General features: G+C 65.9%; 23 protein-coding genes. 14 read left to right on the top strand and 9 right to left on the bottom strand.

Annotation, left to right across the window (positions count from 1 at the left end; translation table 11 throughout):
- Positions 1 to 28: 28 nt before the first annotated feature.
- Both ACFOM8_RS09765 and ACFOM8_RS09760 read left to right on the top strand, forming a co-directional pair.
- Complete coding sequence (locus ACFOM8_RS09765; protein ID WP_377761166.1) at positions 29 to 280, top strand: hypothetical protein; 252 nt, start codon at positions 29 to 31, stop codon at positions 278 to 280.
- Positions 281 to 358: 78 nt separating this feature from the next.
- Positions 359 to 1,240: a LysR family transcriptional regulator gene (locus ACFOM8_RS09760; protein ID WP_377761165.1), complete on the top strand. Its 882-nt coding sequence runs from the start codon at positions 359 to 361 to the stop codon at positions 1,238 to 1,240.
- Positions 1,241 to 1,286: 46 nt separating this feature from the next.
- Here the strand turns inward: ACFOM8_RS09760 and glnA are convergent, their stop codons facing one another.
- Positions 1,287 to 2,693 carry a type I glutamate--ammonia ligase gene (gene glnA, locus ACFOM8_RS09755; RefSeq protein WP_377761164.1) on the bottom strand — a complete coding sequence of 469 codons (1,407 nt, stop codon included), beginning with the start codon at positions 2,691 to 2,693 and terminating at the stop codon, positions 1,287 to 1,289.
- A gap of 83 nt (positions 2,694 to 2,776) precedes the next feature.
- Positions 2,777 to 3,115 (bottom strand): P-II family nitrogen regulator, encoded by a 339-nt coding sequence (locus ACFOM8_RS09750; protein ID WP_154763029.1) that lies wholly within the window; start codon positions 3,113 to 3,115, stop codon positions 2,777 to 2,779.
- 154 nt (positions 3,116 to 3,269) lie between these two features.
- On the opposite strand from ACFOM8_RS09750, the gene ACFOM8_RS09745 reads away from it, so the two are divergent.
- Positions 3,270 to 4,922, top strand: coding sequence for an NAD(P)H-hydrate dehydratase (locus tag ACFOM8_RS09745; RefSeq protein WP_377761163.1), 1,653 nt, complete (start codon positions 3,270 to 3,272; stop codon positions 4,920 to 4,922).
- Here ACFOM8_RS09745 and nrdF read toward each other — a convergent pair.
- From nrdF to nrdH, 4 genes are all read right to left on the bottom strand, one after another.
- Positions 4,876 to 5,832 (bottom strand): class 1b ribonucleoside-diphosphate reductase subunit beta, encoded by a 957-nt coding sequence (nrdF, locus tag ACFOM8_RS09740; RefSeq protein WP_377761162.1) that lies wholly within the window; start codon positions 5,830 to 5,832, stop codon positions 4,876 to 4,878. The two genes, ACFOM8_RS09745 and nrdF, sit on opposite strands and share 47 nt — an antisense overlap.
- A gap of 91 nt (positions 5,833 to 5,923) precedes the next feature.
- A complete protein-coding gene (gene nrdE / locus ACFOM8_RS09735; RefSeq protein ID WP_377761161.1) occupies positions 5,924 to 8,047 on the bottom strand; it encodes a class 1b ribonucleoside-diphosphate reductase subunit alpha in 2,124 nt (707 codons plus the stop codon).
- Positions 8,032 to 8,481 carry a class Ib ribonucleoside-diphosphate reductase assembly flavoprotein NrdI gene (gene nrdI / locus ACFOM8_RS09730; RefSeq protein ID WP_377761160.1) on the bottom strand — a complete coding sequence of 150 codons (450 nt, stop codon included), beginning with the start codon at positions 8,479 to 8,481 and terminating at the stop codon, positions 8,032 to 8,034. Before nrdI ends, nrdE begins: the two co-directional genes overlap by 16 nt.
- Positions 8,482 to 8,487: 6 nt before the next feature.
- A complete protein-coding gene (gene nrdH, locus ACFOM8_RS09725) occupies positions 8,488 to 8,709 on the bottom strand; it encodes a glutaredoxin-like protein NrdH (protein ID WP_377761159.1) in 222 nt (73 codons plus the stop codon).
- A gap of 465 nt (positions 8,710 to 9,174) precedes the next feature.
- Here nrdH and ACFOM8_RS09720 point away from each other — a divergent pair, with 465 nt between their 5' ends.
- The 11 genes from ACFOM8_RS09720 to ACFOM8_RS09670 all read left to right on the top strand — a co-directional run bounded on the left by ACFOM8_RS09720 (position 9,175) and on the right by ACFOM8_RS09670 (position 19,759).
- Complete coding sequence (locus tag ACFOM8_RS09720; RefSeq protein ID WP_377761158.1) at positions 9,175 to 10,407, top strand: aromatic ring-hydroxylating oxygenase subunit alpha; 1,233 nt, start codon at positions 9,175 to 9,177, stop codon at positions 10,405 to 10,407.
- 7 nt (positions 10,408 to 10,414) lie between these two features.
- Complete coding sequence (locus tag ACFOM8_RS09715) at positions 10,415 to 11,491, top strand: 2Fe-2S iron-sulfur cluster-binding protein (protein WP_377761157.1); 1,077 nt, start codon at positions 10,415 to 10,417, stop codon at positions 11,489 to 11,491.
- Between the two features lie 282 nt (positions 11,492 to 11,773).
- Complete coding sequence (locus ACFOM8_RS09710) at positions 11,774 to 14,656, top strand: monovalent cation/H+ antiporter subunit A (RefSeq protein ID WP_377761156.1); 2,883 nt, start codon at positions 11,774 to 11,776, stop codon at positions 14,654 to 14,656.
- The gene (locus ACFOM8_RS09705) at positions 14,656 to 15,000 is read left to right on the top strand and encodes a Na+/H+ antiporter subunit C (RefSeq protein WP_377761155.1); all 345 of its coding nucleotides are present in this window, start codon (positions 14,656 to 14,658) and stop codon (positions 14,998 to 15,000) included. The genes ACFOM8_RS09710 and ACFOM8_RS09705 overlap by 1 nt, the downstream gene beginning before the upstream one ends.
- The gene (locus tag ACFOM8_RS09700) at positions 14,997 to 16,640 is read left to right on the top strand and encodes a monovalent cation/H+ antiporter subunit D (protein ID WP_377761154.1); all 1,644 of its coding nucleotides are present in this window, start codon (positions 14,997 to 14,999) and stop codon (positions 16,638 to 16,640) included. The genes ACFOM8_RS09705 and ACFOM8_RS09700 overlap by 4 nt, the downstream gene beginning before the upstream one ends.
- Complete coding sequence (locus ACFOM8_RS09695; RefSeq protein ID WP_377761153.1) at positions 16,637 to 17,122, top strand: Na+/H+ antiporter subunit E; 486 nt, start codon at positions 16,637 to 16,639, stop codon at positions 17,120 to 17,122. Before ACFOM8_RS09700 ends, ACFOM8_RS09695 begins: the two co-directional genes overlap by 4 nt.
- On the top strand, positions 17,119 to 17,400 hold the full coding sequence (locus ACFOM8_RS09690; RefSeq protein ID WP_377761152.1) for a K+/H+ antiporter subunit F: 282 nt from the start codon (positions 17,119 to 17,121) through the stop codon (positions 17,398 to 17,400). The genes ACFOM8_RS09695 and ACFOM8_RS09690 overlap by 4 nt, the downstream gene beginning before the upstream one ends.
- The gene (gene mnhG / locus ACFOM8_RS09685) at positions 17,397 to 17,780 is read left to right on the top strand and encodes a monovalent cation/H(+) antiporter subunit G (protein WP_377761151.1); all 384 of its coding nucleotides are present in this window, start codon (positions 17,397 to 17,399) and stop codon (positions 17,778 to 17,780) included. Before ACFOM8_RS09690 ends, mnhG begins: the two co-directional genes overlap by 4 nt.
- Before the next feature lies 1 nt (position 17,781).
- Positions 17,782 to 18,246: a hypothetical protein gene (locus ACFOM8_RS09680; protein WP_377761150.1), complete on the top strand. Its 465-nt coding sequence runs from the start codon at positions 17,782 to 17,784 to the stop codon at positions 18,244 to 18,246.
- 82 nt (positions 18,247 to 18,328) lie between these two features.
- Positions 18,329 to 19,234, top strand: a complete 906-nt coding sequence (gene ppk2, locus ACFOM8_RS09675) for a polyphosphate kinase 2 (protein ID WP_377761149.1) — start codon at positions 18,329 to 18,331, stop codon at positions 19,232 to 19,234.
- Positions 19,235 to 19,312: 78 nt separating this feature from the next.
- Positions 19,313 to 19,759, top strand: coding sequence for a tellurite resistance TerB family protein (locus tag ACFOM8_RS09670; RefSeq protein ID WP_377761148.1), 447 nt, complete (start codon positions 19,313 to 19,315; stop codon positions 19,757 to 19,759).
- Here the strand turns inward: ACFOM8_RS09670 and ACFOM8_RS09665 are convergent.
- The 3 genes from ACFOM8_RS09665 to ACFOM8_RS09655 are packed head-to-tail and all read right to left on the bottom strand — an operon-like array spanning position 19,756 to position 23,113.
- Positions 19,756 to 21,063, bottom strand: a complete 1,308-nt coding sequence (locus ACFOM8_RS09665; protein WP_377761147.1) for an NAD(P)/FAD-dependent oxidoreductase — start codon at positions 21,061 to 21,063, stop codon at positions 19,756 to 19,758. The two genes, ACFOM8_RS09670 and ACFOM8_RS09665, sit on opposite strands and share 4 nt — an antisense overlap.
- Positions 21,060 to 22,418: a glutamine synthetase family protein gene (locus ACFOM8_RS09660; protein WP_377761146.1), complete on the bottom strand. Its 1,359-nt coding sequence runs from the start codon at positions 22,416 to 22,418 to the stop codon at positions 21,060 to 21,062. The genes ACFOM8_RS09665 and ACFOM8_RS09660 overlap by 4 nt, the downstream gene beginning before the upstream one ends.
- Positions 22,415 to 23,113: a type 1 glutamine amidotransferase gene (locus tag ACFOM8_RS09655; RefSeq protein WP_377761145.1), complete on the bottom strand. Its 699-nt coding sequence runs from the start codon at positions 23,111 to 23,113 to the stop codon at positions 22,415 to 22,417. Before ACFOM8_RS09655 ends, ACFOM8_RS09660 begins: the two co-directional genes overlap by 4 nt.
- Positions 23,114 to 23,506 lie beyond the last annotated feature (393 nt).

Below are 23,506 nucleotides of genomic sequence, written 5' to 3'. Positions count from 1 at the left end.
ATCGAAACGACACCGAAGGAACGGACCCATGAAAAACCTCGCAGCCCTTGTCGGCGCCCTGGTTCTGGCGGCGGGCGCGGCCCAAGCCGCCGGCCTGAACGAGACCAACCGCCACAACGACATGCCGGACGCGCCCGTCACCGCGCAGAACCCGGTGCAGGTCAAGGCGGGCCATGTGCTGTCCGGCAAGGAACTGGCCCGGCGCGGCCTTTCCGCCGACGCGCAGCTGACCGTCAGCGACTTTTCCGCCCCCGGTCCGCGCTCGACCTATACCCGCTGATCGCGCAAGACCGGCATCCCGGACGCCGCCCCCATGGGGGCGGTTTTCCTTTTCCCGGCCCCGGTGCATGGTGGCGCCATGGACATCAGCGTTTTTCGCACCTTTGTCAGCGTCGTGGACGAAGGCAGCTTTGCCGCCGCCGCCGGACGCATGGGCATATCCCGCAGCCTGTGCAGCAAGCATGTCGCCGACCTGGAGGCCGATCTGGGCGTCCGCCTGCTGGTGCGCACCACCCGCAAGGTGACGCCCACCGCCGCGGGCCTGTCCTACAGCCGCGACCTGCGCGACATCCTGGCCCGGCTGGATGCGGCAACCGAAACCGTCAAGGCGGCCACCGCCAGCCGGTCCGGCGCGCTGAAGATCGGCAGCCCCATCTTTTACACGCTGAAGGTTCTGCAACCGCATCTGCTGGACTTCATGGAACGCTATCGCGGCATCCAGTTGCAGGTCGTTCTGGACGACGGCACCAGCGACATCGTGGGGGACGGCTTCGACGCGGTGATCCGCATCGGCAACCTTGCGGATTCCACCCTGCACGCGCGGCGGCTTCATGCGGTGCGGATCCTGCTGGTCGCCTCGCCCGATTACCTGGCGCGGGCGGGGCGGCCGGAACGGCCAGCCGACCTGCTGCGCCATGCCTGCCTGCATTACACGAACCTGCCCGGCAACCTGACCTGGCCACTGCGCCGCGGCAGCCGGACCATCCGCCAGCCGGTCCGGCCCAGCTTTTCATCGAACAACACCGAGCTGCTGCATTCCATGGCGCTGAACGGCAGGGGGCTGGCGCTGCTGCCGGAATTCATCGTGGGCGACGACATCGCGGCGGGCAGGCTGTCCGTGCTGATGACGGATTATGCCCTGCCCGACCTGCCGGTGAACCTGGTTTATCCGTCGGGCAAGCTGATGACCGGGGCCATGCGCAGCTTTCTGGATTTCGCGGCCGGCCTGCGCCTGACATGAGAAAGGCGCCCCGAAGGGCGCCTTTCCCGGCCACTGTCCCAAGCCTTCAGCAGCTGTAATACATCGCGTATTCGATGGGATGGGGCGTATGCTCGTAGGCATAAACCTCTTCCCATTTCAGCTTGATATAGGATTCCAGCTGGTCGCGGGTGAACACGTCGCCTTGCAGCAGGAAGTCCATGTCCTTTTCCAGCTCCTCCAGCGCCTCGCGCAGCGAACCGCAGACGGTCGGGATTTCGGCCAGTTCTTCCGGCGGCAGGTCGTACAGATCCTTGTCCGACGCGGGGCCGGGGTCGATCCGGTTCCTGATCCCGTCCAGGCCCGCCATCAGCAGGGCCGCGAAGGCCAGATAGGGGTTGGCCGCCGGATCGGGGAAACGCGCCTCGACACGCTTGGCTTTCGGCGATTCGGTCCACGGAATCCGCACGCAGCCCGAGCGGTTGCGCGCCGAATAGGCGCGCAGCACGGGGGCCTCGAAGCCCGGGATCAGGCGCTTGTAGCTGTTGGTGGACGGGTTGGTCAGCGCGTTCAGCGCCTTGGCGTGCTTCAGGATGCCGCCGATGAAATACAGGGCCTCCTGCGACAGGTCGGCATACTTGTCGCCCGCGAACAGCGGTTTGCCGTCCTTCCAGATCGACATGTTGACGTGCATCCCCGACCCGTTGTCGCCCTTCATGGGCTTGGGCATGAAGGTCACCGACTTGCCATAGGCATGGGCGACGTTGTGGATGACGTACTTGTATTTCTGGATGTTGTCGGCCTGTTCGGTCAGCCCGCCGAAGATCAGGCCCAGTTCGTGCTGGCCCGAGGCGACCTCGTGGTGGTGCTTGTCCACCTTCATGCCCATCCGCTTCATGGTGGACAGCATCTCGCCGCGGATGTCCTGGCCGGCGTCGATTGGGTTCACCGGGAAATAGCCGCCCTTGTGGGCCGCGCGGTGGCCCTGGTTGCCCATCTCGTATTCGGTGTCGGTGTTCCAGGCCGCATCGACCGAGTCGATCTGATACGACACCTTTTGCGGCGTCACCTGATAGCGCACGTCGTCGAAGATGAAGAACTCGGCCTCGGGACCGCAATAAAAGGCGTCGCCGATGCCGGTCGATTTCAGATAGGCCTCGGCCTTGACCGCGGTGCCGCGCGGGTCGCGCGCATAGGCCTCGCCCGTGTCGGGTTCGACCACGTTGCAATGCACGCAAAGCGTCTTTTCGGCATAAAACGGATCAAGATAGGCCGAGGCGGGGTCCGGCATCAGCTTCATGTCGGACTGGTCGATGGATTTCCACCCGGCGATGGAGGAACCGTCGAACATGAAGCCTTCCTCGAAGAAGTCCTCGTCGATCAGATCGACATCCAGCGTCACATGCTGAAGCTTGCCCTTGGGATCGGTGAAGCGGACATCGACATAGGCGACCTCCTCGTCCTTCAGCAGCTGCAAAACGTCATTGACTGTCATCTCTTCCCTTTCTGCGTAGATGCGGCCCGGCCATTCTGGTGCCGGGCCCGAAGTCCTGTTGAGGATTCGTGGTTCTTGTTGCGTCAGACCGCGTCGTCGCCGGTTTCACCCGTGCGGATGCGGATTGCCTGCTCGACAGGCGAAACGAAAATCTTGCCGTCGCCGATCTTTTCGGTGCGGGCCGCGCTGATGATGGCGTCCACCGCCGCGTCCACCTGGTCGTCGGGCAGCACCATCTCGATCTTTACCTTGGGCAGGAAATCCACCACGTATTCCGCGCCGCGATAAAGTTCGGTGTGACCCTTCTGGCGGCCAAAGCCCTTGACCTCGGTGACGGAAAGACCCTGCACGCCCACTTCTTGCAGCGCCTCTTTCACGTCGTCCAGCTTGAACGGCTTGATGATCGCCTCGACCTTCTTCATCGCAATGATCCTTCCTCGCGGCTTGCCTGACGCCTGATTGGCGGGTTTCATGGTGGGGGTAAACGGGATGTGGCGCGGATTGCTTCGGCAATCGGCTGGGCCAGGGGTTTATGCCCGTTTTTTGTGCTGGATGATCAATAAAAGAGCAGTCGCCATGCTGGAAGGCACCGAAGTCCTGACAACCGCCCAAATGCGCGCCATCGAATCCGCCGCCATCGCCAGCGGCGAGGCAACGGGGCTGGAGCTGATGGAGCGGGCGGGACGCGCGGTCGCCGGGCAGATTCGCCTGCGCTGGCCCAAGGCGGGGCGCGCGACGGTGCTGTGCGGTCCGGGCAACAACGGCGGCGACGGCTATGTGATCGCGCGGCTTTTGCACCGGGCAGGCTGGCGGGTGCGGGTGCTGGGCATGGACAACACGCCAGGACCGGACGCCGCCGAGATGAAGCGGCGTTGGAGGGAGACCGGCGGGATCGGGCCGTTGACCGAGACCGAAATGATGCACGACCCAGACAGCGACGTTCATGTCGATGCGATATTTGGCATCGGCATGACCCGGCCACCCGAAGGAGAAATCTCTGAAATCCTCGCACGCATCTATGGAAAGAGAGGGGATGGGTTTTGGTTTCGCGAACGGCTTGTCGCTGTCGATTGCCCCAGCGGGCTGTGCTTGGAAAGTGGCGAACCCTTTCCTTTTCCCCAGGGACGCGGCACTTTTGACAGTCCTGCCCGGCTGACCGTTGCCTTCGACAGCCCCAAGCCCGGCCATCTGATTGGCCTTGGTCCCACCCTGTGCGGCGAGTTGATCGTGGCCGACATCGGGTTGAAACGGTGCAGAGAGCGTAATCCCGACAGCCGAGGCTTGCGGCCCGTCAGGCTTGAAGCCATCTGGCCAGACCTCGACATCTCGGACGAAAGGCGGATCGGACCTTCGCCCGCGGATCGGCTGGAAAAACATCCGTTCGCAAGCCAGCACAAATACAGCCACGGCCACGCCCTGATCCTTGCTGGAGGCCCCGCCAGGGGCGGTGCCGCACGCCTGTCCGCCCGCGCGGCGCTGCGGATCGGCTCTGGTCTGGTGACTGTCGGACCGCCCCAGGATGCCTTGCCCGAACATTCCGGCCAACCCGATGCCCTGATGCGCCACGCCATCGACGATGCCGACGCCCTGCGCGATCTGCTGGCCGACAGCCGCATGAACGCGATCTGCATCGGTCCGGGCTGCGGGGTGAAGCGCGCCGCCGCCCTGCTGGCCGGGGCCCTGCCCGCCCGACGCCCGATCGTTCTGGACGCCGACGCCCTGACGGCCCTGTCGGGCGAACCGGACCTTATGGCCGCGCTTCACCAGGATTGCGTCCTGACCCCGCACAAGGGCGAGTTCGCCCGCCTGTTCCCCGAACTCGCCGACCGGCTGGCGGAAACGCCGACCAAAGGCCCTGCCTATTCCAAGCTGGACGCCGCCCGCGAGGCCGCCGCCCGCTGCGGCGCCGTGGTTCTGCTGAAAGGCCCCGATACCGTCATCGCCGCCCCTGACGGTCGCGCCCGGATCCACTCGGCCTTCGACATCCCCTGGCTTGCCACCGCAGGCGCGGGCGACGTGCTGGCGGGGATCATCACCGGCCTGCTGGCGCGCGGGTTTCAGCCGCTGGATGCCGCGAGCCTTGGCGCGCTGATCCACGCCAAGGCGGCCCGCGCCTTCGGCCCCGGCCTGATCGCCGACGACCTGCCCGACATGATCCCGCAGGCCTTGCGCGAGATGGCCCCTAGAAGTCCCAGTCCTCGTCCTCGGTCGCGACCGCCTTGCCGATGACATAGGACGACCCGGATCCGCTGAAGAAGTCGTGGTTCTCGCTGTCGGGCGACAGCGCGGCCAGGATCGCCGGGTTCACCTCGCAGGCGGGGGGCGGGAAAAGCGCTTCGTAGCCAAGGTTCTGCAATGCTTTGTTCGCGTTGTAGTGCAGGAAGGCCTTTACGTCCTCGGTCAGGCCGATGCCGTCATACAGTTCCGCCGTATAACGCTGCTCGATGTCGTAAAGCTCGAACATCAGCGAGAAGGCGAAGTCCTTCAACTCGGCCCGCCGTTCCTCGGAAACCCGCTCCAGGCCCCGCTGGAACTTGTAGCCGATGTAATAGCCGTGCACCGCCTCGTCGCGGATGATCAGGCGGATCAGGTCGGCGGTGTTGGTCAGCTTGGCGCGGCTGGACCAGTACATCGGCAGGTAGAAGCCCGAATAAAACAGGAAGCTTTCCAGGAAAACGCTTGCAACCTTGCGTTTCAAAGGATCGGACCCGGCCTTGTATTCCTCCAGGATCAGCCGCGCCTTGGCTTGCAGATGGGGGTTCTCCTCGGCCCAGCGGAAGGCCTCGTCCACCTCCTTGGTCAGGCACAGGGTCGAGAAGATCGAACTGTAAGACCGCGCGTGAACCGCCTCCATGAAGGCGATGTTGGACAGCACCGCCTCCTCGTGCGGGGTGATGGCGTCGGGCATCATCGCCGGCGCGCCGACCGTGTTCTGCACCGTGTCCAGCAGCGTCAGTCCGGTGAAGACGCGGATCGTCAGCTCGCGTTCGGCGGGGCGCAGGGTGGCCCAGCTTTGCACGTCATTGGACAGCGGCACCTTTTCCGGCAGCCAGAAGTTCACCGTCAGCCGGTTCCAGACCTCAAGGTCTTTCTCGTCGTCCAGACGGTTCCAGTTGATCGCGCGCGCGACCGTCTGCATCACCTGATCCTTCATCGCGAAGAACCCCTTTCATCTTTGCATAAATATCCCACGGGGGTCCGGGGGTGTGAAACCCCCGGCGCGACAGCCGTTACAACGTGCAGGACACGCAGCCCTGGACCTCGGTCCCCTCCAGCGCGGTCTGGCGCAGGCGGATGTAGTAGATCGTCTTGATGCCCTTCTTCCACGCGTAAATCTGCGCGCGGTTGATGTCGCGGGTCGTGGCTTCGGCCGGGAAGAACAGCGTAAGGCTCAGGCCCTGGTCCACATGCTCGGTCGCGGCGGCATAGGTGTCGATGATCGCCTCGGGGCCGATCTCGTAGGCGTCGCGGTAATAGTCCAGGTTGTCGTTCGACATGAAGGCCGCAGGGTAATAGACGCGGCCGATCTTGCCTTCCTTGCGGATCTCGATCTTGGACACGATCGGGTGGATCGAACTGGTCGAGTTGTTGATATAGCTGATCGATCCGGTCGGCGGCACGGCTTGCAGGTTGCGGTTGTACAGCCCGTGCCTCATCACGGCGGCCTTGAGCGCGGCCCAGTCGTCGCGCGTGGGCAGCGTCACCCCTTCGAAGACCCGCCCCACGTCCGGCAGCGTGGGCAGCCAGTCGCGGTCCGTGTACTTGTCGAAGAACGTCCCGTCCGCGTATTTCGACTTTTCGAAGTCCTTGAAGGTCCGGCCGTGCTCCTGCGCCAGAAGGTTCGACGCGCGGATCGCGTGAAAGGCCACCGCGGCGAAATAGACCGATGTGAACTCGACCCCCTCGGGGCTGCCATAGTGGATCCGCTCGCGGGCCAGGAAGCCGTGCAGGTTCATCTGGCCCAGGCCCACGGCATGGGCCTCGTCATTGCCGCGCCGGATCGACGGAACCGCGTCGATGGCCGACATCTCGGACACGGCGGTCAGCGCGCGGATGGCGGCCTCGACCGTGCCGCCGAAGTCCGGGCCGTCCATGGTGGCCGCGATGTTCAGCGAACCCAGATTGCATGAAATATCAGTGCCCAGGTGCGAATAGCTCAGATCCTCGTTGAACTCGCTGGCCTCGTTCACTTGCAGGATCTCGCTGCACAGGTTCGACATGGCGATGCGGCCATGCACGGGATTGGCGCGGTTCACCGTGTCCTCGAACATAATGTAGGGATAGCCGGATTCGAACTGGATTTCCGCGATGGTCTGGAAGAACTCGCGCGCGTTGATCTTGCGCTTCTTGATGCGCTTGTCGTCGACCATCTCGGCGTATTTCTCGGTCACGGAAATGTCCGAGAACGGCACCCCATAGACCTTCTGCACGTCATGGGGCGAGAACAGGTACATGTCGGCGTTCTTCTTGGCCAGCTCGAAGGTGATGTCGGGGATCACCACGCCAAGGCTCAGCGTCTTGATGCGGATCTTCTCGTCCGCGTTCTCGCGCTTGGTGTCCAGGAAGCGCATGATGTCGGGGTGGTGGGCGTTGAGGTAAACCGCCCCCGCCCCCTGCCGCGCGCCAAGCTGGTTGGCATAGCTGAAGCTGTCTTCCAGCAGCTTCATCACCGGGATCACGCCCGACGACTGGTTCTCGATGCCCTTGATCGGCGCCCCGGCTTCCCTCAGGTTGGTCAGCATCAAGGCCACGCCGCCGCCTCGCTTGGACAGTTGCAGGGCGGAATTGATCGACCGGCCGATGGACTCCATGTTGTCCTCGACCCGCAAAAGGAAGCACGAGATCAGCTCGCCGCGCGATTTCTTGCCCGCGTTCAGGAAGGTCGGCGTGGCGGGCTGGAAGCGGCCCGACAGCATCTCCTCCATGAAGCGCATGGCCAGCGCCTCGTCCCCGCGCGCGAGCGTCAGGGCGACCATGACCACGCGGTCCTCGTAGCGTTCCAGATAGCGCTGCCCGTCGCGGGTCTTCAGCGTGTAGCTGGTATAGTACTTGAACGCGCCCAGAAAGGTCGGAAAGCGGAACTTGCGTTCGTAGGCCGCGTCCCAGATGGCGCGCTGGAAGTTGCGGGAATACTGGTCAAGAACCTCGGCCTCGTAATAGCCCTCGTCCACCAGATAGCGCAGCTTCTCGTCCAGGTTGTGGAAGAAGACGGTGTTCTGGTTCACGTGTTGCAGGAAATACTGGCGCGCCGCCATGCGGTCGGCGTCGAACCGGATGCGCCCGTCGGCGTCGTACAGGTTCAGCATCGCGTTCAGCGCGTGGTAGTCCAGCTCTGGTTTCAGACCGTCAAGCATTCCATCCCCCGGAATTGATGAAGGCCCGCGCGGACCTTTTGAATATCTGTGTCCGTCCCCGCCAGCTCGAACCGCCACAAGACGGGGACATTGCATTTTTCCGCGATGACGCGGGCCGACAGCGCATAGGTCGCGCCGAAATTGCGGTTTCCCGAGCCGATCACCCCCCGCAGGCCGGCGCGGCGGCGGGGGTCGTTCAGGAAATGGATCACGGGCTTGGGCACCGCGCCGCGTCCCTGCCCGTCGGCATAGGTCGGGCAGATCAGCACAAAGGGCGCCTCCGGCACCGGCATCGGATCGGCGGGCCGGATCGGGATCCGCAGCGCGGGCAGGCCCAACCGCGCGACAAAGCGCGCCGTGTTGCCCGAGGCCGAGGAATAGAAGACCAGCCCGTAGGATGGGGTTTCACCCCGCCATGCCCCGCATGCCGCCATGGCCGATCAGGCCAGCCGGCCGATCATGTCGGGCCGAAAGCCCGCCCAATGCGATTCCCCGGCGATCACCACGGGGGCCTGGCGATAGCCAAGCGCCATCACGCGCTCCATCGCCTGCGCATCCTCGGTCAGGTCGATCACGTCATAGGACAAGCCGCGCGCATCGAGGGCGCGCGTCGTCGCGGTGCATTGCACGCAGGCGGGTTTGGAATAAACGGTGATGGTCATGCCCACTGCTCCTTCAGCTTTGGGCAGGGTCGGACAGGCCGCGGGGCACGTCCCCCCAACCGCTCTGTCAGGCCTGCTGCCCGGTGTCGTTTTCCTGTCACGGCCAGCCTTGGCCCCGGACCTCCGGGTCAGACTGCCCCGCAAGCCACGGGCTTGCAAAGGGCTTCGTTCCTGCGCGGTCCGGCCACCCTCTTAGCTGTTGCACATCGACAACCGCAAGGGGCTTCACCACATCATCTAGCCATATTTGCCAATACCGCGTCAACATGTTGACAGCCGATTCGGTTTCCGGCGCGCATGAAAAACATCGCTGTTGCTTTTGCGGCACGACCTGCCGCCGCAAATCTTCGCGCCGCGTCCGGCCATGTCTCAATCGCGCCCTGCAAGGTCGCAATTTTGCCACGCCCCCGCCACAATGCGGCTAATTTGCACCCCATAGCAGCCAGCACCTCCATGGGTCCAGACATGAACACGACCTCGACCGCCAGCCTGATCGCAGAACGCGTCCCCGGCTTTTCCCTGCCCCGCGAGTTGTATTGCGGCGAGCAGGCCTTCCAAGACGACCTGGATCAGATCTGGTACCGCGAATGGCTTTTCGCGCTGCCCTCGTGCGAGATCCCCAAGACCGGCAATTTCGTCACGCTGAACGTGGGCGCCTATCCGGTGATCGTGGTGCGCGGCGGCGACGGGCGCATTCGCGCCTTCCACAACGTTTGCCGCCACCGCGGCCAGCGGCTTTGCGCCAAAACGAACGGGTCCAATCCGAAGCTGGTCTGTCCCTATCATCAGTGGACCTATGACCTGGACGGCAAGCTGCTGTACGCCCGCGACATGGGCGAAGGCTTTGACGCCAGCAAGTATGGCCTGAAGCCGGTCCATTGCGTCGATCTGGGCGGCATGGTCTTCATCTGCCTGGCGCAGATCCCGCCGGCCATCAACGACCTGGCCGCCAACCTGACGCGCTTTGTGCTGCCCTCGGCCATCGCGGACAGCAAGATCGCCTTTTCCTCGACCATCATCGAGAAGGGCAACTGGAAGCTGGTGATGGAAAACAACCGCGAGTGCTACCACTGCGGCGGCTCGCACCCCTCGCTGTGCCGGACCTATTCCGACGACCCGCTGATGACGGTGATGGAAGGGCCGAATTCCGCCAGCCCCGAGATCCTGGACCATTGGGCGCGCTGCGACGCCGCAAACCTGCCGTCCCGCTTCACCAACGCGCCCGACATGCAGTGGCGCATGGCCCGCGTGCCGCTGATGGACAACCAGGAAAGCTTCACCATGTCGGGCAAGGCCGCGGTGTCGCGGCGGATGGGCACGATTCCCTGGAACGACGCCGGCAGCCTGATGTTCTATCACTTCCCGTCGTCCTGGAACCACTTCCTGCCCGACCACGCGATCGTCTTCCGCATCCTGCCGATCAGCCCCACCGAAACCGAGGTCACGACCAAGTGGCTGGTCCACAAGGACGCGGTCGAGGGCGTGGACTACGACCTGCAAAAGCTGACCGAGGTGTGGCTGGCCACCAACGACGAGGACCGCCGGGTGGTCGAGGAAAACCAGCGCGGCATCCTGTCGCCCGCCTATCAGCCCGGACCCTACTCGCCGACGCAGGAAGCCGGCGTCATCCACCTGATCGACTGGTATTGCGGGCTGATGTCCCGCCGCCTGACCCCGGCAAGCGTCGCGGCGGAGTAAGGATCCGATGAAGAAACCACGCCTGAACTGGGCCGCCGAGCCGTGGTCCGACGACGAGCTTCTGGAATGCGCGATGGTGGTGCCGGAAACCGCGGACGCCGCCACCTTCACCTTCCGGGCGCCGTCGGGGGCGTGGTTCGATTACCAGCCGGGGCAGTTCGTCACGCTGGATCTGCCCCTGCCGTCCGGCAACGTGCAGCGGACCTACACGATCAGCTCCAGCCCGTCGCGGCCGCTGTCGATCTCGGTCACGGTCAAGGCGCAGCGCACGTCCTTGGCGACCCGCTGGATGCTGGATCATCTGCACCCGGGGATGCGGATCAAGGCCTATGGCCCGTCGGGGATCTTTTCCAGCCACCGCCATCCGGCCAAGAAGCACCTGTTCATTTCGGCCGGGTCGGGCGTCACGCCGATGATGTCCATGACCACCTGGGCATGGGATTCGGGCGAGATGCCGGACATCGTCTTTGTTCACGCCGCCCGCACCCCGTCCGACATCATCTTCCGCCGCCGCCTGGAACAGTTCGCCGACCGCGTGCCCGGCCTGCAACTGCGCTTCACGGTCGAGGAAAACGACCCCTTCACCGCCTGGACCGGCTATCAAGGGCGGCTGAACCAGATCATGCTGGGCCTGATGGCCCCCGATTACCTGGAGCGGGAGGTCTTCTGCTGCGGGCCGGAGCCCTTCATGCAGTCGGTGCGCGACATGCTGGTGTCGTTGGGCTTCGACATGGATCATTACCACCAGGAAAGCTTCGGCGCCCCCATCAGGACCGAGGCCGACGCCCCCGTCATCGAGGACATCGCCCCCGAGGAAGGCGCCAAGGCCCAGATCACCTTTGTCGGCAGCGGCGTCACCGCCCCCTGCGCGGAAACCGACACCGTTCTGGCCGTCGCCAAGCGGTCGGGGCTGAACATCCCCTCGGGCTGCACCTTCGGCCTGTGCGGCACCTGCCGAATCAGGAAGATCTCGGGCGAGGTGCACATGGTCCACAACGGCGGCATCAGCGACGACGACATCGAGGAAGGCTATATCCTCGCCTGCTGTTCCCACCCCTTGGGTCCGATCGAGGTCGAGGTCTGACGGCGCGCGGGCCGTGCCTCAACGACCGGCGGCCCGTCCCGGTTCGATGCCGGGGCAATCCGCCGCGGCCCAGGCATCCCCTGAAGGCCGAGTCACGAAAAAGTTGGAAAAAACTGGCCTTTGCCGACGATCCAGCCTTGATCTTGGACGGGGCGAAAGGCATTCGGTTTCAAACCCCCGAACGCCTGGCGCCGCTTGTTCCCGAAAATCCCGGAACCGGATCCGCGCCGCCATGCGCGGGGACCGTGACGCAGTGATCCAAAGGGTGAGGGCAAGGCAAGCATGGCCGAACACAATCTGTTCCTGTTGCTGGCCTGCCTTCCCTTCGCGACTTCGCTGATCCTGCTGACCCTGCCGCCGACCGCGCGCGGGGCCTCGACCTGGCTGTCGGCCCTGTCCATGGCGGCGGGGCTGGCGGTTCTGGCCGGTTTCCTGCCCGGCATCCAGGCGGGCGCCGTCCTGCGCGCCAGCCTGGAATGGGTGCCCTCGCTCGGCATGAACATGGCGCTGCGGATGGACGGCTTTGCCTGGCTGTTCGCCACGCTGGTTCTGTCCATCGGCCTGCTGGTGGTGATCTACGCGCGCTACTACATGGCCGAAAGCGACAGCCTGCCGCGCTTTTATGCGCTGCTGCTGGCCTTCACCGGGGCCATGCAGGGCATCCTGATCTCGGGCAACGTGCTGGTGATGGTGGTCTTCTGGGAACTCACCTCCTTTATGTCCTTTCTGCTGATCGGCTTCTGGCACCAGGGCGCGGCGGCGCGGGACGGGGCGCGGACGGCGCTGATCATCACCGCGCTTGGCGGACTGTGCCTGCTGGTGGCGATGCTGATGCTGGGCCATGCCGCGGGCAGCTATGACCTGGGGATGATCCTGCGGGCGGGCGACCGGGTGCGCGCCCATCCCCTTTACGGCCCGATGCTGGCGCTGTTTCTGATGGGGGCCTTCACCAAGTCGGCGCAGTTCCCGTTCCATTTCTGGCTGCCCGGCGCCATGGCCGCCCCCACGCCGGTATCGGCCTTCCTGCATTCCGCGACCATGGTGAAGGCGGGCGTGTTCCTGCTGGTCCGCTTTTCGCCCGTCCTGGGCGGGACCGAGGCCTGGTTCTTCACCGTCACCGGCGCGGGCTGCGTCACGCTGGTCCTGGGCGCGGCGGTGGCGCTGTACCGCCACGACCTGAAAGGATTGCTGGCCTATTCCACGATCAGCCACCTGGGCCTGATCACGGCGCTAGCCGGGATCGGCGGGCCGGTGGCGATCCTGGCCGCGATCTTTCACATCTGCAACCACGCGGTCTTCAAGGCGTCCTTGTTCATGGCCGCGGGCATCATCGACCATGAAACCGGCACGCGCGACATGCGCCGCCTGTCCGGGCTGTTCCGGCCGATGCCCTTTACCGCGCTGCTGGCGATCGTCGCGGCCTCGGCCATGGCGGGGGTGCCGCTGCTGAACGGGTTCCTGTCCAAGGAAATGTTCCTGGCCGAGGCGGTGGACTGGCACAACGGCACCTGGCTGGACAACGCCCTGCCCTATTTCGCCATTGTCGGCAGCAGCCTGTCGGTCGCCTATTCGCTGCGCTTCATCGCCACCGTGTTCTTCGGCCCGCCCGCCACCGACCTGCCCAAGCCCCCCCACGAACCCCCCGCCTGGATGCGCCGCCCGGTCGAGCTGCTGGTGTTCATCTGCCTGCTGGTGGGCGTCTTCCCGGCGCTGACGCTGGGGCCGATCATCAACACCGCCGCCCGCTCGGTCGCGGGGGCCGACATGCCCTATTACAAGATCGCCGTCTGGCACGGGGTCAACGCGCCCCTGATGCTCAGCCTGATCGCCCTGGCCGTGGGCACGCTGATCTATGCCTTCAGCGCGAAATCCATTCCGCAGGGGCCAGAAGGCCCCCCTCTGCTGCACCGCATCCGGGGACAGCGGATCTACGACTGGATCCTGTTCCGCCTGACCTGGCGGCTGCCGCGCCTTGCGCTGCGCTGGCTTTCGACCGAGGCCTTGCAGCCCCAGCTTCGCCTGCTGGTGCTGACGGCCATCGCGGTGGCCGGCGGGTCGCTGTGGGGGGGGCTGACCTTCGCGCCCGACCTGCGGCTTCACGCGCCGAACCCGGCCTTCGCGCTTTTGTGGCTGGTGGGCGCGGCCTGCGCCGTGGGCGCCGCCTGGCAGGCCAAGTATCACCGCTTCGCCGCCCTTGTCCTGCTGGGCGGCGCGGGGGTCGTGACCTGCCTGACATTCGCCTGGTTCTCGTCCCCCGACCTGGCGCTGACGCAGCTGCTGGTCGAGGTGGCGACCACCGTGCTGCTGCTTCTTGGCCTGCGCTGGCTGCCCAAGCGCCGGTCCGAGATCGCCGAGGACAAGCTTTTGCCCGCCAAGATCCGGCGCGGGCGCGACCTGGTGATCGCGGTCGCCGGCGGGCTTGGCATCGCGGCCATCGCCTTCGCGCTGATGACGCGGCCGCTGATCGCCAATGTCGGCGACTGGTTTCTGGGCAATGCCTATTACGAGGGCGGCGGCACCAATGTCGTGAACGTCATCCTTGTCGATTTCCGCGCCTTCGACACCTTCGGCGAGATCGCGGTTCTGGCGATCGTCGCGCTGACCGTTTACGCGCTGCTGCGCCGGTTCCGACCCGCCCCCGAAAGCATCGCCGCGCCCGACCAGCAGACCGTGGACGGCAGCCCCTCGCTGGACGACTATCTTTACGTCCCCTCGGTCATCATGGTCTGGATGTTCCCGGTGCTGATCATGGTCGCGGGCTATTTCTTCTTTCGCGGCCACGACCTGCCGGGCGGGGGCTTCGCGGCGGGCGTGACGCTCGCGATCGCGTTCCTGATCCAATATATCGGCACCAATGTCCGCTGGGTCGAATCGCGCATCACGGTTCTGCCGATCCGCTGGATGGGCATCGGCCTGCTGATCGCGGGCGCGACCGGCATGGGGGCCTGGCTGTTCGGCTATCCCTTTCTGACCGCGCATGCGCGCTATGTCCATGTTCCGCTTGTGGGCGACGTTCCGGCGGCCACCGCGATGCTGTTCGACATCGGCGTCTTTGCGACCGTGATGGGCGCGGTGGTGCTGATGCTGGTCGCCATCGCCCACCAGTCGCTGCGCGCCAGCCGCAGGCGCGAGCAGGACGAAGTTCCCCGCAAGGAGGCCGCCTGATGGAGATCATCCTGTCCGCCGCCATCGGCATCCTGTCGGCGTCCGGCATCTGGCTGGTGCTGCGCCCGCGCAGCTTCCAGGTGGTTATCGGGCTGTGCCTGCTGTCCTATGCGGTCAACCTGTTCATCTTCTCGATGGGCCGCCTGACGCCGGGCGCGCCGCCGATCATGCCCAAGGGCGGCTTTGTCGATCCCACGCTTTACGCCGACCCCGTGCCGCAGGCCCTGGTCCTGACGGCCATCGTCATCAGCTTCGCCACCACGGCGCTGTTTCTGGTGGTGATGATCGCCTCGCGCGGGATGACGGGCACCGACCATGTTGACGGGAAGGAGCGCAGCCAGTGATGGACGAACACCTGATCATCGCGCCGATCCTGATCCCCTTCGTCACCGGCGCCCTTATGCTGCTTTACGACGACCGGCAACGGCGCGAGGCGAAGTTCTGGCTGTCGGTCCTGTCGGCCGCCGCGCAGCTGCTGATCGCGGTGGAACTGGTGGTCCGCGCCAAGACCGGCGGGGACATCGGCGATGCGGAAGGCATCAGCTTCTATCTGCTGGGGGACTGGGCCGCGCCCTACGGGATCGTGCTGGTGCTGGACCGGCTGGCCGCGATGATGCTGGTGCTGACCGCGCTTCTGGCGATCCCGTCGCTGGTCTACGCCCATGCGGGCTGGAGCAGGCAGGGCCCGCATTACTATTCCCTGTTCCAGTTCCTGCTGATGGGCCTGAACGGCGCCTTTCTGACCGGCGACCTGTTCAACCTGTTCGTGTTCTTTGAAATCCTGCTGGCCGCGTCCTATGGCCTGCTGCTGCACGGCTCGGGGCAGTTGCGGGTGCGGGCGGGGATGCACTACATCGCGATCAACCTGGCCGCCTCGCTGCTGTTCCTGATCGGGGTCAGCCTGATCTACGGCGTCACCGGCACGCTGAACATGGCGCATCTGGCGAACCTCGTCTCGGCCGTCTCGGTCGAGGACCGGCCGCTGCTGCACGCGGGCGCGGCCGTGTTGGCCGTGGCCTTTCTGGTCAAGGCGGGCAGTTGGCCGCTGTCCTTCTGGCTGCCCACGGCCTACATGGCGGCCGCCGCGCCGGTCGGCGCCATGTTCGCGATCATGACAAAGGTCGGCGTTTACGCGATCCTGCGCCTGTCGATGCTGCTGTTCGGCGAAACCGGCGGGGCCTCGGCGGGCTTCGGCGCCGCCATCCTGATCATCCTGGGAATGGCCACGGTGCTGTTCGGGCTGCTGGGCGTGCTGTCCTCGCAGGGCCTGGGGCGGATGGCCGCGCATTCGGTGCTGATCTCGTCGGGGACCGTTCTGGGCATCACCGGCTTTGCCCTGGCGGGCGGCGGTCCGGCGATGCTGTCGGGGGCGCTTTACTATCTGATCGGATCGGTCCTGGCGACGGGCGCGCTGTTTCTGCTGATCGAGCCGATGAACCGCGAGGATGGCGGCATCGCCGCGATGCTGGCGCTGACCGCCGACGCCTATGGCCTGGACGACACCGACCTGGACGAGGTGCCGGACGCGGGCCTGGCGCTGCCGGCGATGACGGTGCTGGGCATCTGCTTCGCGCTTTGCGTGCTGATGCTGGCGGGGCTGCCGCCGCTGCCGGGCTTTGTCGGCAAGCTGGCGATGGTGCAGGCGCTGATCGCGCAGACCGCCCTGCCCGCGGGCCTGGCCTGGGCCTTTATCGCGCTGCTGATCGTGTCGGGCTTCGCCACGCTGATCGGCATGGCGCGGATCGGCATCCAGACCTTCTGGGCCGGCGATTCGGCCCTGCCCCGCGTGCTGGCGCTGGAGATCGCCCCGGTGGTCGGGCTGCTGGTCGTTCTGGCCTTTACCAGCTTCAAGGCCGAGGCGATGCTGCGCTATACCGGGGGCACCGCCGCCGCGCTGCATGACACGGTCGCCTATGCCTATGGCGTCTTCGCGACCCCCCGCGTCGCCGACCGCCCCGAGGAACAGGAAGGCGCCCAACCGTGACAAGGCTGGTCCCCCACCCCGTGCTGTCGGTCTCGCTGGTGGTGCTGTGGCTGATGCTGACGCGCTTTTCTCTGGGCTACCTGATCCTCGGCACGGCGTTGTCGCTGGTCGCGGGCCGGGCCTATTCGGCGCTGCATCCGGCCAAGCCCCGCATCCGGCGCTGGCGCGTCATTCCCCGGATGGCGGTGACGCTGTTCCGCGACATCGTCCGGTCGAACATCCACATCGCGGGCCTGCTGCTGACCGAAGGCCGCGGCAGGCGCCGGTCGGCTTTTATCCAGGTTCCCCTGACGCTGACCGACGAGAACGCCCTGGCCGTTCTGGCGATCATCCTGACCGCGACGCCCGGCACCGCCTGGCTTGAATATGTCGTCGAGACGGGCACGCTGACGCTGCACATCTTCGATGCCGCGCAAGAGGATCATTACCGCGAGATGATCGGCCAGATCTACGAACCCATGCTGATGGAGATCTTTGAATGAGCGCGACGATCCTGACCATCGCCCTGGGCTATGCCCAGGTGGCCCTTGCGCTGGCGGGCTGCCTGGTCGGCACGCGGATCCTGCGCGGCCCGCGCGCGCAGGACCGGGTGCTGGCGCTGGACGCGCTGTATGTGTCGATCATGCTGCTGTTCCTGGTCACCGGAATGCAACTTGGCACCGCCTTCTTCTTCGAGGCGGCGACGGTGATTTCCATCATGGGCTTTGTCACCTCGGTCGCGCTGGCCAAGTTCCTGTTCCGCGGCGAGGTGATCGAATGAGCCCGCTTCAGGCCGTTCCCCTGTGGGTCGCCGTTCCGGTCGCCATCCTGGTGGTCCTGGGTTCGACCCTGACGCTGATCGGCGCGCTTGGATTCGCGCGGCTGAGCAGTTTTTATGATCGCCTTCATGCGCCCACGCTGGCGACCAGCTGGGGAACGGGCGGGATCATCATCGCATCCGCCCTGATGTTCAGCGTGATCGAGGGGCGGGCGGTGATCCATGAATTCGTGATCGGCCTTTGCATCGTGGTGACCACGCCCGTGACGCTGATGATGCTGGCCCGCGCCGCCCTGCACCGCGACCGGGCCGAGGGATCGGCCGCTCTGCCCGAGAACATGCGCATCCGGCCGGAACGCCCCGATCCGCCCGCGCAGGACTGAGATGCGCCGCATTTCCGCCGCGATCGCCCTTGTTCTGGCCGCCGGCGCGGCCAGGGCCGACGCGCCGCTGATCGTGCTGGACCAGACGCGCCTGCCCTTCGACCTAGGCCCGGGCCATCCGTCTAACAACCCGGCCAGCCCCGCCAATTCGCCCAACGCGGCCTGGAATTCCTCGGGCAATCCGGCCAATGCGGCGACCACCTGGCAGAACCGCCCTTCGAACCCCGACAACGAAGGGCGGCTGATCATCACCGCGGACGGGGGCGTTCTGGGCTATTACGCCCGCAACCCCGGCGGCGTGCTGAACCTGTTCGACGTGACCGGCCGCCGCGTCGCCTATCGCCCGGCCACGGGCACGCGCAGCCTGTTCACCGTCACGGGCCAGTGGTGCGGCACCGTGGACGGCGGACGCGCCGACTTCGTGCTGGCCGTCACCCCGGCCTGCGCGGCGCGTTTCGGCCGCTGACCCGCCGTTGCGGGAACACGGGACTGCCGCAAATCCGTTACGTTCGGACCTTAGACGAAGCTTTGCACAGCCGGAGTGGACCATGAACCAAGAACCCAAGGATTGGCTGGAAGCCGAGCTTCTGGAAACTCTGGACGAGGATTACGAGATCGAGCTGGAAGACGCCGCCCTGTCCGAGGAGATCCGCCGCATCTATCGCGAAAAGCGGCCCGACGAGATGGACCGCAAGCTGTATTTCCGCGAGCTTCTGCGGCTCCAGGCGGAACTGATCAAGTTGCAGGACTGGGTGGCCCATACCAAGGAAAAGGTCGTGGTGATCTTCGAGGGCCGCGACAGCGCGGGCAAGGGCGGCGCGATCAAGCGCATCACGCAGCGGCTCAATCCGCGCGTGGTGCGCACCGTGGCCCTGCCCGCCCCGTCCGACCGCGAAAAGACCCAATGGTATTTCCAGCGCTACGTCCCCCACCTGCCCGCGGGCGGCGAGATCGTGCTGTTCGACCGAAGCTGGTACAACCGCGCGGGCGTGGAACGCGTGATGGGCTTTGCGACCGAGCAGCAGGTGGACCAGTTCTTCCTGGACGTGCCCGAGTTCGAGCGGATGCTGGTCCGGTCGGGGATCCGGCTGGTGAAATACTGGTTCTCCATCACCGACGAGGAACAGCAGCTGCGCTTTCTGATGCGCATCCACGATCCCCTGAAGCAGTGGAAGCTGTCGCCCATGGATCTGCAATCCCGTGTCCGCTGGGAAGCCTATACCAAGGCCAAGGAGGACATGCTGGAACATACCAACATTCCCGAGGCGCCCTGGTACATCGTGCCCGCCAACGACAAGAAGCGCGCGCGCCTGAACTGCATGAGCCACCTGCTGAGCCTGATCCCCTATGGCGACGTCCCCCACGAGGAGGTGACCTTGCCCGACCGCGTCTTCAACCCGGACTACGAGCGGGACGTGCTGTCGCGCGAGCTGTATGTGCCGCAGAAATACTGATCGTCAACGTCCGGTTTAACAAAAGATGGCTCCACCCTTAATCCTTGAATGATCGCGTCGAAGGTCTAGAATGGTCCCATGTTCCGCAATCTCCTGAGCCGCTTGTTCGAGGAAGCACCCGATCCGAAGCCGCTGGCGACGGAGGATGCCGAGATCGCGGTTGCGGCCCTGCTGGTGCGCGTGGCGCGGGCGGACGATCATTACAACATCGCCGAACGGCGGCGCATCGACCAGGTGCTGGCCCGGATGCACGGGTTGGGGCTGGCCGACGCGGCCGAGCGGCGTTCCGTGGCCGAGATGATCGAGGCCGAGGCCCCCGACACCGTCCGCTTCACGCGGCTGATCAAGGACCGCGTTTCGCTGGACGACCGGGCCGCCATTGTCGGCGCGATGTGGGAAATCTCGCTGGCCGACAACCACCGCGCCGCGAACGAGGAAACGGCGATCCGGCTGGTGTCCGGCCTTTTGGGCGTGACGGACCGCGATTCGGCCCTGCAACGCCAGCGGATCGCCGCGGGGCGCTAGAACCCCAGCCGGTCGCGCAACCCGTACCAGGCCATGCCCGCCACCAGCAGGGGACTGCGCAGCATCGACCCGCCGGGAAAGGGCCGCGCCGGGATCGCGGCCATGGCGTCGAAGCCGTCCCCCTGCCCGGCCACCGCATCGGCCATCAGCCTGCCCGCCAGGGTTGCCATCGCCACCCCGTGTCCGCTGTAACCGCCCGCCGACAGGCAGTTCGGTGCGGGCCGGGCGAAATGCGGCATCCGGTTCATGGTGATCGCCAGCGTGCCGCCCCAGGCATGGGTCAGCCGCGTCCCGTCGAGCTGCGGATAAACCGACAGCAGATGCGGGCGCACCAGCGCCGCGATGTCCTTGGGAAAGCGGTAGGTCGCGTTTTCCCCCCCGCCGAAGATCAGGCGGCGGTCGTCGTCGAGCCGCCAGTAGTTCACCACGAACTTGGTGTCGGCGGCGGCGGTATGGAGGGGCAGGATCTCGGGAAAGCGGTCGCCAAGCGGCTCGGTCGCGACGATGTAGTTGTTGATCGGCATGACGCGCGCGGCGATCTTGGCGTCCAGCCGTCCCTGATAGCCGTTCCCCGCCAGGATCGCATGATCGCAGACGATCCGGCCGGTGTCGCACAACACGCGGGTCTTGGCCGTGGCCGCGCCATGTTCGATCCGGTGGACATGGGTGCCCTCGTGGACGCGCACCCCTGCGGCCAGCGCCAGCCGCGCCATGCCAAGAGCCAGGGCCAGCGGATGGACATGGCCCGCGCCCCAGTCCACGTCGCCGCCCGCATAGGCTTGGCTGCCCAGATGCGCAGCCAAGGCGTCCCGGTCCAGCGGCTGCACCTTGTCATAGCCGTAATGCGCCGCCAGATGCGCGGCCATGCGGGCGCCGTGTTCGACCTCGGGGCCGGTGCGGCAGGCATGGGCCACGCCGGGGCGGATCGGCACGCCGCTTTCTTCCGCCAGCAACCGGACAAGCGCCTTCGCATCCTCGGCCAGCGCCCACAACCGACGGGCGGTGTCGCGGCCGAACCGGCGCTCCAGCCAGTCCACCTCTTGCCGCTGGCCCGATCCGATCTGCCCGCCGTTGCGCCCCGACGCGCCGAACCCCACCCGCTGCGCATCGACCAGCACCACCTCGCGCCCCGCCCGCGCCAGATGCAGCGCGGCGGAAAGGCCCGTGTAGCCCGCGCCGATCACCGCCACGTCGGCCCGCGTTTCCCCCTTCAGCGGCGGAAAGCGGACCAACGGGGCGCAGGTGTCGGCGTAAACGCTGGGGGGATATTCCCCCCGCCGGTCGTTGGCATAAAGCAGCTTCATACGTTCAGCAGCAGGTGTTCGCGTTCCCAGGGGCTGATGACTTGCAGGAATTCCTTGTATTCGTTGCGTTTCACGGATTCGTAGACGGCGGTGAAATCCTCGCCCAGGACGCTGCGCATCGGCGCGCTTTCGGACATGATGTCCAGCGCGTCGCCTAGGTTGTAGGGCAGTTCGTCCTGCGACGACATATAGGCGTCGCCCAGGCATTCGCCGCGGGGATTCTCGCCCTCGACCAGGCCCAGGTATCCGCAGGCCAGGCTGGCGGCGATGCCCAGATAAGGGTTGCAATCCATGCCCGCCAGCCGGTTTTCCACCCGCCGCGCCTCGGGGGACGAGATCGGCACGCGCAGCCCGGTGGTGCGGTTGTCGCGGCCCCATTCCAGGTTGATGGGCGCCGCGAAGTCGGGGACATAGCGGCGGTAGCTGTTCACATAGGGCGCCAGCAGCGCAACGGCGGCGGGCAGGTGCTTCTGCATCCCGGCGATGAAGTGCAGGAACTGCGGCGTTTCGCGGCCCTTGTCGTCGGAAAACAGGTTCTGCCCGGTCGCCACGTCGATCACCGAATGGTGGATGTGCATGGCGCTGCCGGGTTCACCCTCGATCGGCTTGGCCATGAAGGTGGCGAAACAGTCGTGGCGCAGCGCGGCCTCGCGGATGAGCCGCTTGAAATAGAAGATCTCGTCGGCAAGGGCCACCGGGTCGCCGTGGTTCAGGTTGATCTCGACCTGACCTGCCCCGCCTTCTTGCAGGATGCCGTCGATCTCGAATCCCTGCGCCTCGGCGAAGTCGTAGATGTCGTCGATGACCTTGCCGTATTCGTCCACCGCCGACATCGAATAAGCCTGCTTGGCCGCCGCCCGCCTGCCGGTGCGGCCCATCGGCGGAATGATCGGCTGGTTCGGGTCGATGTTGCGGGCGACCAGAAAGAACTCCATCTCGGGCGCGACGACGGGCTTCCAGCCGCGCTGCCGATAAAGATCCACGACCCGCTTCAGCACGTTGCGCGGGGCGATGGGCACCGGGTTGCCCTGCTGGTCGATGGCGTCGTGGATGACTTGCAGCGTCCAGTCCGCGGTCCAGGGCGCGGCGGTCGCGGTGCTGAAATCCGGGGTCAGGATCATGTCGGGCTCGGTAAAGGCCCCGGCCGGGTTGTCGGCCCATTCCCCCGTGATCGTCTGGAGAAAGATCGAGTTCGGCAGATAGAACTTGTCCTGGCGGGCGAATTTCGACGCGGGCATGGCCTTGCCGCGCGCAACGCCCGCGATGTCGGCCAGGATGCATTCCACCTCGTCCAGACGGCGTCCGGCAACGAAGTCGCGGGCGGCCTGGGGCAGCCTGTCGATCCAGTCGCTCATGCGGCACCCTTGGCGATGGCGCGGGGCTGCTTGAAAAAGGCCTCGATCCGGTCGGCGACAAGGGCCGATCCCTTCGGCTCGCCCATCCGGCGGGCGGCGCGGTCCAGCAGCGGCTGCGGCACGACGCCCCGGCCGCGCTTGTCCATCAGGCCCCGGATGAAGTCGTCCGAAAACTCGGGGTGGGCCTGCACGGTATAGGCGCGGTCGCCATAGATCAGCGCGGCGTTTTCGCAAAAGGCGCTGCGTCCCGCAACCTGCGCGTCCCTGGGCAGCGCCACCACCTGGTCCCGGTGCCAGGCGTTCAGCCGCACCGTTTCCCCGCCGAAGTCGTAATCCTGCGTGCCCACCGACCAGCCGTCCGGGTGTCTGACCACCGTGCCGCCAAGCGCCTGCGCGATGATCTGGTGGCCGAAGCAGATGCCGACCAGCGGCACGGCGGCGTCGTAGGCGTCGCGGATGAAGCGTTCCAGCGGCGGGATAAAGGCGTGATCCTCGTACGCGCCGTGGCGCGATCCGGTCAGCAGCCAGCCGTCGGCGTCCTGCACCGATGCGGGAAATTCCATCGCCTCGACATGCCATGTGCGGAAATCGAAGCCGCGTCCGTCCAGAAGCCGGACGAACATGTCGGGATAATCGCCCATGTCCTGTTTCAACTCGGCGGGCGCCTGGCCGCATTGAAGGATGCCGATGCGCATGAAAAACCTGCGATGTTGCTGTCGGCCAGAAGGTAGTCGTCCGGGCGGGGGGGCCGCAAGGGGGGCCATGCCGCTGGGCCACCCCGCAAGCCGGGAATACGACGGAACATCCATCAATGGTAAACAGGCGCTTTTTATATTATGAACAGTCATGCAAAGCCCGTTTATCATGGCTTATCTCGGTAACATTCTCTTAAGATCGGGCCTGCATCTTGCCATGGCCATGACGCCCGGTCCCAACACCCTTGCGATTGCTGCGCGGCAAGCGCGGGCTCCTGGCGGGACGGATCGTCGGCGGCGGGCGTGATCACCGCGACGGGGCTGTGGGCCGGGATCGCGTTGCTGCGCGCAGGCGCGTTGATCGCCCGGAATTACCAGCTTTTTCTGGGTCTG

The organism is Paracoccus angustae, from assembly GCF_042648745.1.
GTDB classification, from domain to species: Bacteria; Pseudomonadota; Alphaproteobacteria; order Rhodobacterales; family Rhodobacteraceae; genus Paracoccus; species Paracoccus angustae.
The sequence above is the reverse complement of the archived record's forward strand: the minus strand, read 5'-3'. Positions and strand labels throughout refer to the sequence as shown.

What these genes read in the sequence shown, in the direction of transcription:
- ACFOM8_RS09705 (WP_377761155.1), top strand. Translation starts at nt 14,656, where the DNA reads ATGGAGATCATCCTGTCCGCCGCCATCGGCATCCTGTCGGCGTCCGGC.
- mnhG (WP_377761151.1), top strand. Translation starts at nt 17,397, where the DNA reads ATGAGCCCGCTTCAGGCCGTTCCCCTGTGGGTCGCCGTTCCGGTCGCC.
- ACFOM8_RS09690 (WP_377761152.1), top strand. Translation starts at nt 17,119, where the DNA reads ATGAGCGCGACGATCCTGACCATCGCCCTGGGCTATGCCCAGGTGGCC.
- ACFOM8_RS09745 (WP_377761163.1), top strand. Translation starts at nt 3,270, where the DNA reads ATGCTGGAAGGCACCGAAGTCCTGACAACCGCCCAAATGCGCGCCATC.
- ACFOM8_RS09680 (WP_377761150.1), top strand. Translation starts at nt 17,782, where the DNA reads ATGCGCCGCATTTCCGCCGCGATCGCCCTTGTTCTGGCCGCCGGCGCG.
- ACFOM8_RS09670 (WP_377761148.1), top strand. Translation starts at nt 19,313, where the DNA reads ATGTTCCGCAATCTCCTGAGCCGCTTGTTCGAGGAAGCACCCGATCCG.
- glnA (WP_377761164.1), bottom strand. Translation starts at nt 2,693, where the DNA reads ATGACAGTCAATGACGTTTTGCAGCTGCTGAAGGACGAGGAGGTCGCC.
- ACFOM8_RS09655 (WP_377761145.1), bottom strand. Translation starts at nt 23,113, where the DNA reads ATGCGCATCGGCATCCTTCAATGCGGCCAGGCGCCCGCCGAGTTGAAA.
- ppk2 (WP_377761149.1), top strand. Translation starts at nt 18,329, where the DNA reads ATGAACCAAGAACCCAAGGATTGGCTGGAAGCCGAGCTTCTGGAAACT.
- ACFOM8_RS09765 (WP_377761166.1), top strand. Translation starts at nt 29, where the DNA reads ATGAAAAACCTCGCAGCCCTTGTCGGCGCCCTGGTTCTGGCGGCGGGC.
- nrdH (WP_377761159.1), bottom strand. Translation starts at nt 8,709, where the DNA reads ATGACCATCACCGTTTATTCCAAACCCGCCTGCGTGCAATGCACCGCG.
- ACFOM8_RS09760 (WP_377761165.1), top strand. Translation starts at nt 359, where the DNA reads ATGGACATCAGCGTTTTTCGCACCTTTGTCAGCGTCGTGGACGAAGGC.
- ACFOM8_RS09710 (WP_377761156.1), top strand. Translation starts at nt 11,774, where the DNA reads ATGGCCGAACACAATCTGTTCCTGTTGCTGGCCTGCCTTCCCTTCGCG.
- nrdF (WP_377761162.1), bottom strand. Translation starts at nt 5,832, where the DNA reads ATGCAGACGGTCGCGCGCGCGATCAACTGGAACCGTCTGGACGACGAG.
- nrdE (WP_377761161.1), bottom strand. Translation starts at nt 8,047, where the DNA reads ATGCTTGACGGTCTGAAACCAGAGCTGGACTACCACGCGCTGAACGCG.
- ACFOM8_RS09750 (WP_154763029.1), bottom strand. Translation starts at nt 3,115, where the DNA reads ATGAAGAAGGTCGAGGCGATCATCAAGCCGTTCAAGCTGGACGACGTG.
- ACFOM8_RS09720 (WP_377761158.1), top strand. Translation starts at nt 9,175, where the DNA reads ATGAACACGACCTCGACCGCCAGCCTGATCGCAGAACGCGTCCCCGGC.
- ACFOM8_RS09660 (WP_377761146.1), bottom strand. Translation starts at nt 22,418, where the DNA reads ATGAGCGACTGGATCGACAGGCTGCCCCAGGCCGCCCGCGACTTCGTT.
- ACFOM8_RS09715 (WP_377761157.1), top strand. Translation starts at nt 10,415, where the DNA reads ATGAAGAAACCACGCCTGAACTGGGCCGCCGAGCCGTGGTCCGACGAC.
- nrdI (WP_377761160.1), bottom strand. Translation starts at nt 8,481, where the DNA reads ATGGCGGCATGCGGGGCATGGCGGGGTGAAACCCCATCCTACGGGCTG.
- ACFOM8_RS09665 (WP_377761147.1), bottom strand. Translation starts at nt 21,063, where the DNA reads ATGAAGCTGCTTTATGCCAACGACCGGCGGGGGGAATATCCCCCCAGC.